12 protein-coding genes are annotated in these 13,708 nt (G+C 53.4%); 4 read left to right on the top strand and 8 right to left on the bottom strand.

All coding sequences use genetic code 11. From position 1 onward, the window contains the following. Nucleotides 1-135: 135 nt before the first annotated feature. The gene (locus HCX89_RS12760; protein WP_044734449.1) at nt 136-1,383 is read left to right on the top strand and encodes a uracil-xanthine permease family protein; all 1,248 of its coding nucleotides are present in this window, start codon (nt 136-138) and stop codon (nt 1,381-1,383) included. A gap of 107 nt (nt 1,384-1,490) precedes the next feature. Here the strand turns inward: HCX89_RS12760 and HCX89_RS12755 are convergent, their stop codons facing one another. From HCX89_RS12755 to HCX89_RS12745, 3 genes are all read right to left on the bottom strand, one after another. After that, the gene (locus HCX89_RS12755; protein WP_044734448.1) at nt 1,491-1,970 is read right to left on the bottom strand and encodes a GNAT family N-acetyltransferase; all 480 of its coding nucleotides are present in this window, start codon (nt 1,968-1,970) and stop codon (nt 1,491-1,493) included. 222 nt (nt 1,971-2,192) lie between these two features. Next, the gene (locus HCX89_RS12750; RefSeq protein WP_167716275.1) at nt 2,193-4,130 is read right to left on the bottom strand and encodes a sensor histidine kinase; all 1,938 of its coding nucleotides are present in this window, start codon (nt 4,128-4,130) and stop codon (nt 2,193-2,195) included. 14 nt (nt 4,131-4,144) lie between these two features. Continuing rightward, nucleotides 4,145-6,364 (bottom strand): EAL domain-containing protein, encoded by a 2,220-nt coding sequence (locus HCX89_RS12745; protein WP_051472600.1) that lies wholly within the window; start codon nt 6,362-6,364, stop codon nt 4,145-4,147. A gap of 517 nt (nt 6,365-6,881) precedes the next feature. Between HCX89_RS12745 and HCX89_RS12740 the strand changes: the two genes are divergently transcribed. The 3 genes from HCX89_RS12740 (at nt 6,882) to HCX89_RS12730 (ending at nt 8,739) form a co-directional block, all read left to right on the top strand. After that, on the top strand, nt 6,882-7,316 hold the full coding sequence (locus tag HCX89_RS12740) for a GNAT family N-acetyltransferase (RefSeq protein ID WP_167716273.1): 435 nt from the start codon (nt 6,882-6,884) through the stop codon (nt 7,314-7,316). Nucleotides 7,317-7,370: 54 nt separating this feature from the next. After that, nucleotides 7,371-7,859, top strand: coding sequence for an NYN domain-containing protein (locus HCX89_RS12735; protein ID WP_071237652.1), 489 nt, complete (start codon nt 7,371-7,373; stop codon nt 7,857-7,859). A 94-nt stretch (nt 7,860-7,953) separates the two neighbouring features. Then, a complete protein-coding gene (locus HCX89_RS12730) occupies nt 7,954-8,739 on the top strand; it encodes an alpha/beta fold hydrolase (protein ID WP_093982964.1) in 786 nt (261 codons plus the stop codon). A gap of 97 nt (nt 8,740-8,836) precedes the next feature. Here HCX89_RS12730 and ruvB read toward each other — a convergent pair whose 3' ends face one another. The 5 genes from ruvB to aspS form a co-directional block, all read right to left on the bottom strand. Continuing rightward, nucleotides 8,837-9,841, bottom strand: a complete 1,005-nt coding sequence (gene ruvB, locus HCX89_RS12725; RefSeq protein ID WP_025009694.1) for a Holliday junction branch migration DNA helicase RuvB — start codon at nt 9,839-9,841, stop codon at nt 8,837-8,839. 35 nt (nt 9,842-9,876) lie between these two features. Further along, complete coding sequence (gene ruvA / locus HCX89_RS12720) at nt 9,877-10,494, bottom strand: Holliday junction branch migration protein RuvA (RefSeq protein ID WP_025009693.1); 618 nt, start codon at nt 10,492-10,494, stop codon at nt 9,877-9,879. After that, complete coding sequence (gene ruvC / locus HCX89_RS12715) at nt 10,491-11,012, bottom strand: crossover junction endodeoxyribonuclease RuvC (RefSeq protein WP_025009692.1); 522 nt, start codon at nt 11,010-11,012, stop codon at nt 10,491-10,493. The genes ruvA and ruvC overlap by 4 nt, the downstream gene beginning before the upstream one ends. A gap of 8 nt (nt 11,013-11,020) precedes the next feature. Continuing rightward, entirely contained in the window at nt 11,021-11,767 is a 747-nt protein-coding gene (locus HCX89_RS12710) for a YebC/PmpR family DNA-binding transcriptional regulator (RefSeq protein WP_025009691.1), read from the bottom strand. A 106-nt stretch (nt 11,768-11,873) separates the two neighbouring features. Next, a complete protein-coding gene (gene aspS / locus HCX89_RS12705; protein WP_044734442.1) occupies nt 11,874-13,655 on the bottom strand; it encodes an aspartate--tRNA ligase in 1,782 nt (593 codons plus the stop codon). Nucleotides 13,656-13,708 lie beyond the last annotated feature (53 nt).

Here is a 13,708-nt window from a genome sequence, read left to right as displayed (position 1 = left end):
AAAACCTCCCGCTTCGTTCATCTAGGGTTCAGCGGTAGAATTTGTGAAAAATTTGATCTAAAACGGCAAATAGTCCCCCACGATTTACAGTGAACTGGTAATATTGGCCGGTTTAACCTAAATACGGATAAAAAAATGAAATACCTTGCCCGTCCTCTGCAAGGCGCACAGATGTTATTTGTCGCTTTCGGAGCCCTGGTGCTAATGCCGCTGCTCACCGGCCTAGATACCAGCGTAGCCCTGTTCACCGCCGGATTCGGCACCCTGTTGTTCCAGTTGATCACCAAACGTCAAATCCCTGTTTTCCTTGCTTCCTCCTTTGCTTTTATTCCACCTGTCATGTACGGCGTACAAACCTGGGGCGTCCCCGCGACCATGGGGGGCCTGATGGCTGCAGGATGCGTCTATCTGGTACTGGCCTCTGTGGTTAAACTGCGTGGCAGCGGCGTAATCATGAGACTCTTGCCCCCTGTGGTGGTGGGACCTGTGATCATCATCATAGGTTTAGGTCTGGCACCGGTTGCCGTGAATATGGCGCTCGGCAAGAGTGGTGACGGCAGTCAGGTACTGGTTGCTCAGGATACCGCCCTTATTGTTTCTCTGGCATCACTACTGACCACCATAGCCGTGGCCATCTTTGCCAAGGGACTGCTGAGGTTGATGCCGATCCTGGCCGGTATCATAGTAGGTTACGGCCTGAGTCTGTATTACGGCATAGTGGATTTCAATGTGGTACATGAGGCCGCGTGGCTGGCCATGCCCAACTTCGTTGCCCCCGAGTTCAACTGGCATGCCATTGCCTTTATGATCCCGGTTGCCATAGCCCCTGCCGTGGAACACATAGGAGATATTTTGGCTATCTCCAATGTTACCGGTAAAGATTATTTGAAAAAGCCCGGTTTGCATCGCACTCTTGCCGGTGACGGGGTCGCCACCATAGCGGCCACCGCTTTTGGCGGCCCGCCAAACACCACTTATTCTGAAGTGACGGGCGCTGTGACCCTGACCCGCAACTTCGACCCCAGAATTATGACCTGGACTGCCATTACCGCCATTTTGCTGGCCTTTGTTGGTAAACTGGGCGCCCTGATGCAGACGATTCCAGTACCTGTGATGGGCGGTATCATGTGTTTGCTGTTCGGCTCTATTGCCGCTGTGGGCCTCAACTCATTGATCAAGCATCAGGTGGATCTCAGCGAGCCCCGCAACCTCTCCATCGTTGGGGTGACATTGGTATTCGGTATCGGCGGCATGGCTTTCGGTATCGGCTCATTCAGCCTGACCGGTATCAGCCTTTGCGGTATTGTGGCTATAGTGATGAACCTGCTGCTGCCAAGCAGCAAGCCCCACGCAGCCAAGACAGGTGACTCCCTCGCGGACTGAGCCTTATCTCATTTTTGCGTAAACTTGAGTATCAAAGTACAAAGCGCCCAAAAGGGCGCTTTTTCATATTTTAAGCCACCCAAGAGGCCTTAACGACTCTTGGGCTGCTATAACGTCAGGCTCATGGGAATATCCACCATTCCCTCTCGCTCACGAACGCCATCTATACGTTTAAAACCGAATTTCAGGTAAACATTCTCGGCAGTGACGGCTGAATTAACCGTAAATTTGCCCTCATTGCCCTTGTCCAGGCATACCTTTCTGGCCACATCCCAAAGTCGCCGTGCCAGCCCCTGACCTGCTGCATCTTCGCGAACAAACAGATGATACAGATGGCGATTTTCCCTCATGCCTACTACCCCCAAAAGCTCACCTGAATCATTGACAGCCAGATGATAACGGTAATCTCCGTTTAAATAGCCGCTGACACTGGCAGGCGACATGGAATCAAGCAGCATTGCATGAACCTGAACACCACAGGAGGGCAATACAAACTTGCGGGTTTGGGGAATAATCAGATCACTGATAGCCTGGGCATCGGCAGAATTAGCGATTCGGATACTGGTACTGCTAGTATTGGTAGCCAATTGATAACATCCTGTTTTTCGTTCTAAATAGTTAGGGTTAATACTTTATGCATGGAACGCATCTATCTCAAGGTTGTTTGCCTTCAACCAGGGAAAAGTTCACTCATACATGACAGATACCGTCGAGTTATTGTAAAAATACGCAGAATAACAAGGGGCTGAGGTTAAGCTTTATAAGCTTTTATTTCAGGCAAGGACTTTTAGCTTTGCTCAAGGCAGGCTTCAGGCCGGTGCCATATCGGCTTCTTTAGCTGCGGGCTTGACCGCCGTTTGCTCCAGCGGCAACAGCAATATCATCGACGTTCCTATGCCATTGACTCCCGAAGATACCCGCACACTTCCTCCCAACACTTCAGTGGTCAGATGGTGCACTATATGCAGGCCGAGCCCGGTACCACCGCTACCTCGCTTGGTGGTATAAAAAGGGTCAAACACCCTTTGACTATCCTGCTCCTTAATCCCTATGCCGTTATCCATCACGCAGATCTCCACCTTGTTTTGCAGCTTGCGGGCACAGATATGCACTTCGCCCCGGTCGGGCTCTTCAAAGGCATGGATCAGCGCATTGTGTACCAGGTTCTGGATCACCTGCCCCAGGGGGCCGGGATAACTGTGCATATGAATATCGCTGGGAATATCCGTGGTCAACTTATGATGGCTGTGTTTCCACTGGCCGTGATTCAGTGCCAGGATATCCGCTATCAACTCGTGGAGCCAGAAGGCTTGCCTGTCGGCATTGGCCCTGTCAGATGCTACCTGACGGAACTGTTGAATAAGCAGGGCTGAACGTTTGAGATTGCGCTCGGCCAGGGTTAAACCTTCCGCTTGGTATTCAATAAACTCCTCCAACTGCGAGCGTTTAATATTGCCACTGTGATACCCACGCTTGAGTTCGTCCACCCTTTCATTCAGCGCAGTGACACACAACATGGCGGCACCAATAGGCGTATTGAGTTCATGAGCCACTCCGGCCACCATCAAGCCCAGGGACGATAGTTTCTCGGTGCGAACCAGTTCCTGTTGTGATGCCCTCAGTTGAGCCAATGTCAGTGCCAATGCCGCGTTGCTCTGTTGCAACTCATGAGCCTTATCCCCCAGACGCAGATTGGATCGCGCCAAAAATGCCCCCAGTAAAGTCATGCACAGAAGCACCACGGCACCGACACCTGTATAGAGCTGCCTGAGCCTGGCTTGAATGAGCAAAGGCTGCTCATCATGGGACAAGGTGTAAAGCATGGGCACTTGGCTGCCATTGTTTAAGCTCGGGCCCACCCGAGAGAAGGTCCACATACCGGTTTCATCGATAAACTGCCCCAGGCTGGTCTGCTGAATGCGCTGCCAGACCTTGGGGTGAACGACCGCCAGACGCTGCTCGGGATCGCCGAACATAAAGCCCCATTCCCTGTGGCCATAAGTTGAAAGCAGCCAATAGCCTTCGGCATTCAGCAACATGGTCTTGCCGGACTGGCGTAAACGCTCGAGTAAACCACTGCCATCCAGGTTTACCAATGCCAGTCCAAGCTCGCTGGCATTGGTATCCATCACTTTGGTGGCGGCGCGTAAGGTGGGACGATAGGGTTTCTCTATCTCACCGCCTTCGATATTGAGATCAAAAGGAGAGTAATAAACCGCCCCCGGAGCCAGTCGGTTGGCTTCAATCACGTAATAGCGTGATGATTTATCCTGCAATGCGTCGTTGGCAACGACCCGCCTTTGATTATCTGTATGATCAACCCTGACCCGCTCAACTCCTGAGATGCCTATCCAGCGAACTTGCATATAACTGGGATAGGCCTTGCTGAAATCAACAAACAGGCGTTGTAACAAGCTCAGCTGTTCGCTCTCGTCAAGCTTTGGGTCGGCCAATACCGATGCCGTCATTTGCGATAGCAGGCTGACATCCTGATGCACCTTGGTCAACTGCGCATCGAGTACCAGAGCGTCTCTGTCTACCAGCTCCCGCTGAGCATAACGCACCTGATCTATCTGCCATTGGGATGCATAGTGATACATGAGCCAGCTTCCCAGCGGTACCAGCAGCCACCAAGGCAAGAGATAACTGACCCAGGTCAACCACTTATTGCGTTTCTGACTCTTGGATGAGGTTTCCCCTGAAATCAGTGGTGTCATCACGGCCTGTTCGGGCAACTCTATCGACATAAGTGGGGTCCCATTCAGCGTTTACTGAGCCACAACAACAGCTCATCCAGTGGCATGGCCTTACCATACAGCCACCCTTGAGCGATATGGCAGCCATTATCCCTGAGCCAGTTGGCCTGGCTGCGAGTCTCAACCCCCTCGGCAACCACAGAAATATTCAATCGCCGTCCCAACTCAATGATCATCGACGCCAGAAAACGGCTGCGCTCATCTTCATCCAGCCTGGCGACAAAGGTCATATCTATCTTCAAGTGATCGGCCGGCAGCTGCAGCAGGTATTCGAGTGACGAAAGCCCGGTACCGAAATCGTCTATCGCAACTGTGCCGCCCCAGGCACGGTGACGCTGGAGAATTTTCGCAACTTGCTGGAACGATTGCATCATGGCGGTTTCGGTGACTTCCAAACACAGACGGCTAGGCTCAACACCTGCAAGACGGCATTGCTGTTTGAGCCTGTCGAGTACATCCGGTTTATCCAGTTGGCGGGCCGAATAATTAAGACTGACCAGAATATCGGTAAAACCGGCCTGATCCAGCGCATGTACCGCCTGACAGGATAACGCAACCACTATGTCGCCTATGCCGTGAATGTAAGACGACTGCTCAGCCAACGGGATAAAGGTGCCCGGAGGTACCATGCCGTCTTCGGTCTGCCAGCGCAGCAAGGCCTCCACGCCGACAACCTCACCACTCTTGAGATCTATCTGCGGCTGGAAGTGCAGTACAAACTCCTGGCGTTGAATGGCGGTATGCAGCCGTTGCATCAACTTGAACCTGTGTGCCGCCTGATGTTCAAACTCGGGATCAAACGCCTGTATGCTGCCAGGCCCACGGGATTTGGCATTTCTGAGCCCGGTACCTGCGGTGCGCAGCAGTTCGGCGGGATCCTGGCCACTGATGGCCAGAGAGACTTCTGTCATACAGGCGGTGAGAATATGACGGCTGTTATCGATTTCAAACGGCGCACTGAACACCCGCTGCGCCCTGTCGATATTGACCTGCTCCTTATGGCCAATGACGGCGAACAGATCTGAATGCAGTCGTCCAATAACAGTCGGCTGCGGAAAAACCTCCTGTAACCTTTCGGCTACCGCCTGCAACACCTGATTGCCAAACACAGAGCCAAACAGATTGTTGAGGCCGGAGAAATGATCCAAATCCAATAACAGCAGATTGTGCGCGCTTGCGCTGGACATAGCCTGCAACCTTGAGAGTTCCCGCAGCAAGGCACTGCGATTGGGGATGCCGAGCAGTTCATCCTGGTAGGCAATCTTGTCGAGCCGGCTTATCAGGGCTACGTTGCCAAAGCCCTTGGAAACATTGGCGGCAAACACCTTTAGCAGCTCCATTTCGGTGTCGTCCAAGGTGCGATCTGTGGCCACATAGATGGCAAATTCGGCCAATGCTGCCGATTTCGGGAAAAACAGCACCTGGCTTTCATCGGTACTGACAAAACGTTTTTCCCTGAGCGCCTGTTCCACCATGGACTGAATAGTGGGATCCGGCAACTCCCTGAGGGCACGATTGGCGTACTGCCGGAAACGGCCACTGCAGGCTATCGTCATAGGCTCAAAGATCTCCTGCCCCGAGCCATCTGCGCTATGACGACCCCGATTGACACAAACCAGCCCCTCATCCGGCACATCAATGAGATTGGCGATTTCACTTAAGGTAACCGAGGCTATCTGTGCCAGCGTTCGCAGCCCAAGCAAACGGTTGCTGGACTCGACAATGAGTTGCAAACCACGGCGGGCAGAGGAAATGGTCTTGAGCTGGTGATAATTACGCACAGCACCCGTCAGTATGTTGCGAATGCCGCGGCTGGCGAGATCGGACTTAAGCACATAATCAGACAAATCATAGTCTTGCATCACAGACTCGGCCGGTGCCATTCCCGGCTGGCCGGTTAAAAGCACAAAGCGGGTATCGGATATCCCCAGCAGATCCCGCACCGCCTTGACTAACCTGAGACCGGCATCTTCGGTTTCCATTACCACATCGACCAGGACTACGGCAAAGTCGGCGTCTTTACCAAGCAAACTGGACGCCTCGGCCATGCTGTAGGCTTGTATGAGTTCGAGAGGCCGCCCCATAAGGGTCATTTTATTGATGGCAAAACTCAGCGAGTTCTGGAATTTGACATCATCATCCACCGCCAGAATACGCCACTTATTGTCGCGTTGATGGGGCTCTTCCGGCGATGTTTCAGACGAAAACAGAAAATCATCGATCATAGTCACTAATCCCTCAGTCACTTTGTCCGCGTTATTACTTGGACAAAACCTGCAGGCGCTCTATGCCCTGCCCGGTACTCAGCACTATTTGCCTCGGCCAACTTCCTGAACCTACGCTCCTGAACCTCAGTTCAGATGAAATCAGCATGGTTACCGCAATCGCTGCGGCAGCACAATTCGGCATCAAGTACTTTTCAATACAGTACGCTATGTCTGATTTAAAGTGTAATCCACTTTTGGCTTAGTGCCGGTTAACTGCCCGAATAACGGTGTAAATTTTTGCCTAACACCTGTTTCTGCCTGCGATACTGGTTCAGTTGCCAACAACTGACGGGAAACAACCTATGTTGACGGTATTAAGCAATAAAAGTAAGGCTTTGAGCCATTTATCATTTTTTTAGCTTGCCCGGTTTGCTATTCTGCCCCCCATTATAGGGATTTGCCGAGCCCGCCAGCCAATTGGGGCGGTAAGCCTCCTAATCCCGTAACCAATTAAAATAATCCACAAGGAAGTTATATGATCCGTTCATTCGCCAAGGAAGACATGTATTCGCTATTGGAAATCTGGTTGACCGCCTCCATCAATGCACACGATTTTATCGCCGCAGATTTTTGGCAGTCCCAACTGGATAATATGCGCCGGGTCTATATTCCAGCAGCCGAGAACTATGTCTACCAGCATGGCGCCGAAGTGCTGGGGTTTTATTCTCTCTACGAGAACAGCCTGGCGGCTTTATTTGTCAAACCTGCGATGCAGGGATTAGGAATTGGCAGTCGCTTACTCGATCACGCCAGGCAGCAAAGAGAACAACTTACCTTAAGTGTTTATTGCGACAACCAGGCCAGTGTCGATTTTTATCAACGCAGGGGAGCTGTGATTATTGGCGAACAAACCTGCGCCGACACAGGCCACAGAGAATATAGCATGCAGCTGACAGGCCTCAGACCCTGAAAGTGGCTCAGATTGCCGATAAAGTTAGCGCCCTGAAGAGAAGGAACACCCGCTATGAGTGAGCAGCGAGGCAGAGTATTGATCCTGGTTGACGTACAAAACGTCTACTACACCACCAGGCAAGCGCTCGGGCGCAATCTTGACTACAACCGGCTCTGGTCCAGAGTCACCCGTCAACGGCAGCTGGTTAAAGCCTTCGCCTACGCCATAGACAGGGGCGATAAGAAGCAACGGGAATTTCAAAATATCCTGCGGGCCATCGGCTTTGAGGTGAAACTCAAACCCTTTATCCAACGCGCCGATGGCTCGGCCAAAGGCGACTGGGATGTGGGAATTACCATAGATGCACTGGAATACGCAGATGTGGTGGACACCATAGTGCTGCTGTCCGGTGACGGCGATTTTGCCCTGTTGGCCGAAAAACTACGTCAAAAAGGTAAACGGGTTGAGGTTTACGCCGTTCCCGAATTAACTTCGCTGGCTCTGATCAATGCTGCCAGCGAATTCTTCCCCATAGAGGGAGAGTTATTGCTCGGGCAGTGATCCGGGTTAAGGTCTGCAATCCAATATCTGCTCTATTGCTTGGCCGGCGTGGTTTACACCGGTTAGCAAAGCCAAGTTCAAAAGGAAAATAAACATGGAAAACAGTGGTTCAGATAAGCGCCCTTATCTGATTTTGGTGCATGGTGCGCTGGCCAATGCCGAGATGTGGCAACCGCATCTTCCCCACCTTGAAAATGAGTTTGAGATAATCCCTGTCAACTTACGCCATTTCACAGGCCAAACGGACGGCGGTTTCGGCCTCAATACCCACGCCGATGACCTGTATACACAGATAAACAAATTACCGCAGAAGAAGGCGTTGTACCTTGCCGGTTGGTCTTATGGCAGCGATGTGATCCTCAATCTGCTGCTAAAGCATTCTGTTATGCCCACAGGGATATTTCTCTATGAACCCGGTTACCCTGGGGCACTCGAAGGTCAAGTGATGCAAAGCTGGGGGGAAGATGCCAACAATATGTTTGCGCCGATATTTGAACGGGTCGCCAAAGGCGAGTTGGCTGCAGCGGTTGAAGCCCTGATAGATGGCTCGGGCGGTAAGCCCGGCTACTTTAGCCGCCAGGCCGAGGATATTCGCAAGCCCCAACTGGCGCTGGCTTATACTTTGCCGATGCAGCTCAATCAAACCGAGAGCCCTGCCATCACAAAAGATGCCTTGAAAGCTTTCAGGCTCCCCCAAACCTGTACCTTTATAATTGCCCACGGCAGCGATACCCGGGCACTGTTTCACTTGGTCAGTGAGCAGACCTCAAACCTAGTTGAGAGTGCTCAACTAAGAGTGGTGAAAGACGCCACCCATATGTTGCCTTTGGAAGCGCCCGAGCGCCTGGCCGAGCTTATCAAGAAAAGTTTGCTGTCCTAGCATCGGCATTTTTCCAAAATCACAAAAAAAGCGGCAACCTTTCAGCTGCCGCTTTTTTGTCTTATTCCCATTCTGCCCTAGGACTTTGGCCGGTGCTTTATTCGGGCTTTATCATCTCAAAATGGCTGTAGGCCCTGGCAGTGGCTATCCTGCCCCTGGGAGTACGCTGGATAAAACCTTGCTGGATAAGAAATGGCTCCAGCACATCTTCTATGGTTTCCCGCTCTTCGCCTATGGCCGCCGCCAGGTTGTCGAGCCCCACTGGGCCCCCCATAAACTTGTCGATGATCGCCAGCAGCAACTTGCGGTCCATGTAATCGAAGCCTTCGCCGTCCACATCCAGCATATCCAGCGCTTGCTCGGCCACCAACTTGGTGATCCGGCCATCGTGTTTCACCTCGGCAAAATCACGCACCCGTCTGAGCAGGCGGTTGGCGATCCGCGGGGTTCCGCGGGCACGGCGGGCGATTTCCCTGGCGCCGTCAGAGTCCATCTGCAGTTCCAACATATTGGCAGAGCGGGCAACTATGGTGCTGAGGTCGTCCACATTGTAAAACTCAAGTCGCAGCGGGATCCCGAAACGAGCCCTTAACGGGGAAGTCAGCGCACCGGCGCGGGTGGTGGCTCCCACCAGGGTAAATGGCGGCAAGTCCAGTTTGATGGAGCGGGCCGCCGGGCCCTCGCCTATCATGATATCCAGCTGATAGTCTTCCATCGCCGGATAGAGAATTTCTTCCACCACTGGGCTGAGACGATGAATTTCATCGATAAACAGGACATCGCCCGGCTCGAGATTGGTCAGCAATGCCGCCAGATCGCCGGCTTTTTCCAGCACAGGCCCCGAGGTGGACTTGATATTCACCCCCATCTCATTGGCCACTATCATTGCCAAGGTGGTCTTGCCAAGCCCAGGCGGGCCGTAGATCAGCATGTGATCCAAGGCTTCCTGGCGGTTTTTGGCGGCTTGAATAAACACCTTGAGCTGAGCGCGTGCCTCATTCTGACCTGTGTACTCGTCCAGTAACTTGGGACGCATCGCCCGATCGATAAGCTCCTCCTGAGGAGAGCTTTGGGGTTGGATCAGTCTGTCGGCCTCTATCATGCCTTTACCTTCATTCCTCAGTTATCCGCTCCATGTTACAGCATGGATTTGAGTGCGGCCTTGATCAGGGTTTCTGAATCTATGCCTTCAACAAAGGCGCTGGAAACCGCTTTGCTGGCCTGGGCGGGTTTATAGCCCAAAGAGAGCAAGGCTGCAATGGCATCTTCTTCAGCGCTGTTGGGCGCTTCTACCGGGGTAAAGTTGGACTTGAGCACAAACTCACGCTCATTGCCGCTGGAGGCTTCCATCAGGCTCTTGAGCTTGTCGCGCATCTCAACCAATAAACGCTCGGCGGTCTTCTTGCCCACCCCCGGCAGTTTCACCAAGGTGGCAATATCGTCGCGCTCGACACAACTGACAAATTCCTGCGCCGTCAGCCCCGACAGTATGGTCAGCGCCAATTTGGGGCCGACACCATTGGCCTTGATAAGTAACCTGAACAGGGCTCTTTCCTGCTTGGTAATGAAGCCATACAGCAGCTGAGCATCTTCACGCACTACAAAGTGGGTATAGAGAGTGGTGCTCTGTTGCAGTTCCGGCAGCTCATAAAAGCTGGTCAGCGGCATCTGCAGTTCATAGCCCACGCCATGCACATCCAACAACACTTCCGGAGCTTGCTTTTCCAGCAATATTCCCTGTAAACGCCCTATCATCTGTATCTTCCATAGCTGCGGGCCGTTGCCCGGCCGCCGAGGGCAACCAGACTCTGGCAAGTATGATAATGACACACGGCCACGGCGAGCGCATCTGCCGCATCCGCCTGCGGGGCGGCCGGCAGTTTGAGCAGCTGCTGGATCATGTGTTGTACCTGAGTTTTCTGGGCCCTGCCCGTCCCGACCACGGCGCTCTTTATTTGGGTTGCCGTGTATTCAGCCACCGGTAAATTCGCCACTGTGGCCGCCACTATGGCCGCGCCTCTGGCCTGGCCCAATTTCAGCGCCGAATCGGCATTTTTGGCCAGGAACACTTTCTCAATGGCAAACTGCTCCGGCTGATATTGGCGGATAATCTCCGACAGGCCGTCGAATATCTGTTTGAGACGGGAGGGAAGATCCTCGCAGCTGGTGCGAATGCAACCGCTGCCGAGGTAAATCTGGTGCCTTCCCTGACACTGGATCACGCCGTAGCCAGTGATCCGCGAGCCAGGGTCGACACCCAAAATAATCGCCATAGTCCGCCTTAACCGAGGCGTTCCATCACATCATCGGCAATTTCCGCGTTGTGATAGACTTCCTGAACGTCGTCGTGATCTTCCAGCGTGTCGATAAGACGCAGAAACTTGGCGGCGGTATCTTCATCCAGATCGGCCTTGGTCGATGGCACCATGGTCACTTCAGCATTCACCGCTTCAACCCCAATGGCATCCAGCGCATCTTTCACCGCACCGAAATCGGCAGGTGCAGTGTATACATCCACAGAGCCGTCATCATTGCTGACCACGTCCTCGGCACCGGCTTCCAGCGCGGCTTCCATGATGGCATCTTCATCAACGCCCTCTTCGTAGCTGATGACGCCCTGCTTGGTGAACAGATAAGCCACTGAGCCATCTGTCCCCAGGTTGCCGCCGGACTTATTGAAGGCGTTACGTACGCCGGTAACAGTGCGGTTGCGGTTGTCTGTCATACACTCGACCATCACGGCGGTGCCGCCCGGGCCGTAGCCTTCATAAACCACGGTTTCCAGCGACTGGCCATCGAGCTCACCGGCACCGCGCTTAACCGCACGTTCGACTGTGTCACGGGTCATGTTGTTGGACAGCGCTTTGTCGATAGCGGCACGTAAACGGGGGTTGGAATCCGGATCTGAGCCACCTTCGCGGGCCGATACTGTCAGCTCGCGGATAAGTTTGGTGAACAGTTTACCGCGCTTGGCATCCTGAGCGGCCTTGCGGTGTTTGATGTTGGCCCATTTACTATGACCTGCCATAGGTATATCTCCTCTCAATACCGGTTTAAATTCAAACCGGTAAAAAAACAGACCGAGGCTTATGCCCCGGTTTGATTCACACTTTTATGACTTCAAGCTCAGTCCTTCAGACTTCAGCTTTGTCGGCCGCCTTTTCAGCAACCTTGATACCCAATTCCACCAGTTGTTGTGGATTGGCCTCACCCGGTGCATTGGTCAACGGGCAGGCTGCGGTAGTGGTTTTCGGGAACGCCATCACGTCACGAATCGAGCTGGCGCCGGTCATCAGCATGACCAGACGGTCGAGACCGAAGGCCAAACCTGCGTGCGGTGGTGTGCCGTAGCGCAGTGCTTCCAGCAGGAAGCCGAATTTTTCTTTGGCTTCTTCATCTGTGATCCCGAGAATACGGAATACTGTGGCCTGCATCTCCTGGTTGTGGATACGCACAGAGCCGCCGCCGAGTTCGGTACCGTTGAGTACCATATCATAGGCGTCGGATACCGTCTCGGCCGGGTTGGCTTCCAGCTCGGCTGGAGTCACGCCCCTTGGCGCGGTAAACGGATGGTGCACGGCGTACAGGCGACCGTCGGCCTTTTCAAACATAGGGAAGTCCACAACCCACAGCGGAGCCCACTCGCCCTGGAGCAGGTTGAAATCTTCACCCAGTTTCAGACGCAGCGCGCCCATGGCTTCGGCAACCACGTTGGCCTTGTCGGCACCAAACAGAATGATATCACCGCTTTGCGCGCCGGTGCGTTCCAGCAGCGCCTTGACGATATCTTCATTGAGGAACTTGAGCACAGGTGACTGAATGCCTTCCATGCCGGCAGCCAGGTCGTTGACCTTCATCCAGGCCAGACCGCGAGCACCGTAGATACCGACATACTTGGTGTAGTCGTCTATCTGCTTACGGGACAACTCGGCGCCGCCCGGCACCCGGATAACCGCCACTCGGCCCTCAATATCGTTGGCCGGGCCGTTGAATACCGCAAACTCAACATCCTTGACCAGATCGGCCACGTCCACCAGTTCCAGTGGGTTACGCAGATCCGGCTTGTCGGAACCGAAACGGCGCATGGCTTCGGCATAGGTCATGGTCGGAAATTCACCCAGGTCCACGTTGAGCAGTTCGAGGAACAGACCACGCACCATCTCCTCGGTCTTTTGCATCACCTGCTCAGAGCTCATGAAAGAGGTTTCGATATCAATCTGGGTAAATTCAGGCTGACGGTCGGCGCGCAAGTCTTCGTCGCGGAAGCATTTGACGATTTGATAGTAACGGTCGAAACCTGACATCATCAACAACTGTTTGAACAGCTGAGGCGATTGAGGCAAGGCGAAAAACTGCCCCTTGTAAGTGCGGCTTGGCACCAGATAGTCACGGGCGCCTTCCGGCGTAGCCTTGGTCAGAATAGGGGTTTCGATATCCAAAAAGCCGTTGCTGTCCATAAAACGACGCACGGCACTGGTGACCTTGGCGCGGAAAATCAGTCGCTGGGCCATTTCCGGACGACGCAGGTCCAGATAGCGATACTTGAGACGCTGCTCTTCGCTGTTGTTCTGGAAGTTATCCATACTCAGCGGCAGTGGGTCGGCGGCGTTGATTATGGTCAGTTCCTTACCCAGCACCTCGATTTCGCCGGTACGCATATGAGCGTTGACCTGGCTGTCGGGACGGGCTCTGACCACACCTTTGACCTGGACACAGAATTCGCTGCGCAGTGTGCTGGCGACATCGAAAACCTCAGGCAAGTCCGGGTCATATACTACCTGGATCAGTCCTTCACGATCCCGGAGATCCAAAAACACCACACCTCCCAAGTCGCGGCTACGGTTCACCCAACCCACCAGGGTCACTTCTTGTCCAACGTGGGACTTGTTTACGTCCCCACAATAATGACTGCGCATCTGCTTTATATCCTTTATTCCGGCCTGCTGAGCTCTGGAACGATTCAACACGA

This window comes from Shewanella sp. Iso12 (assembly GCF_012030025.1).
GTDB lineage: Bacteria > Pseudomonadota > Gammaproteobacteria > Enterobacterales > Shewanellaceae > Shewanella > Shewanella algae.
This window is presented reverse-complemented; position numbering and strand designations above follow the sequence as displayed.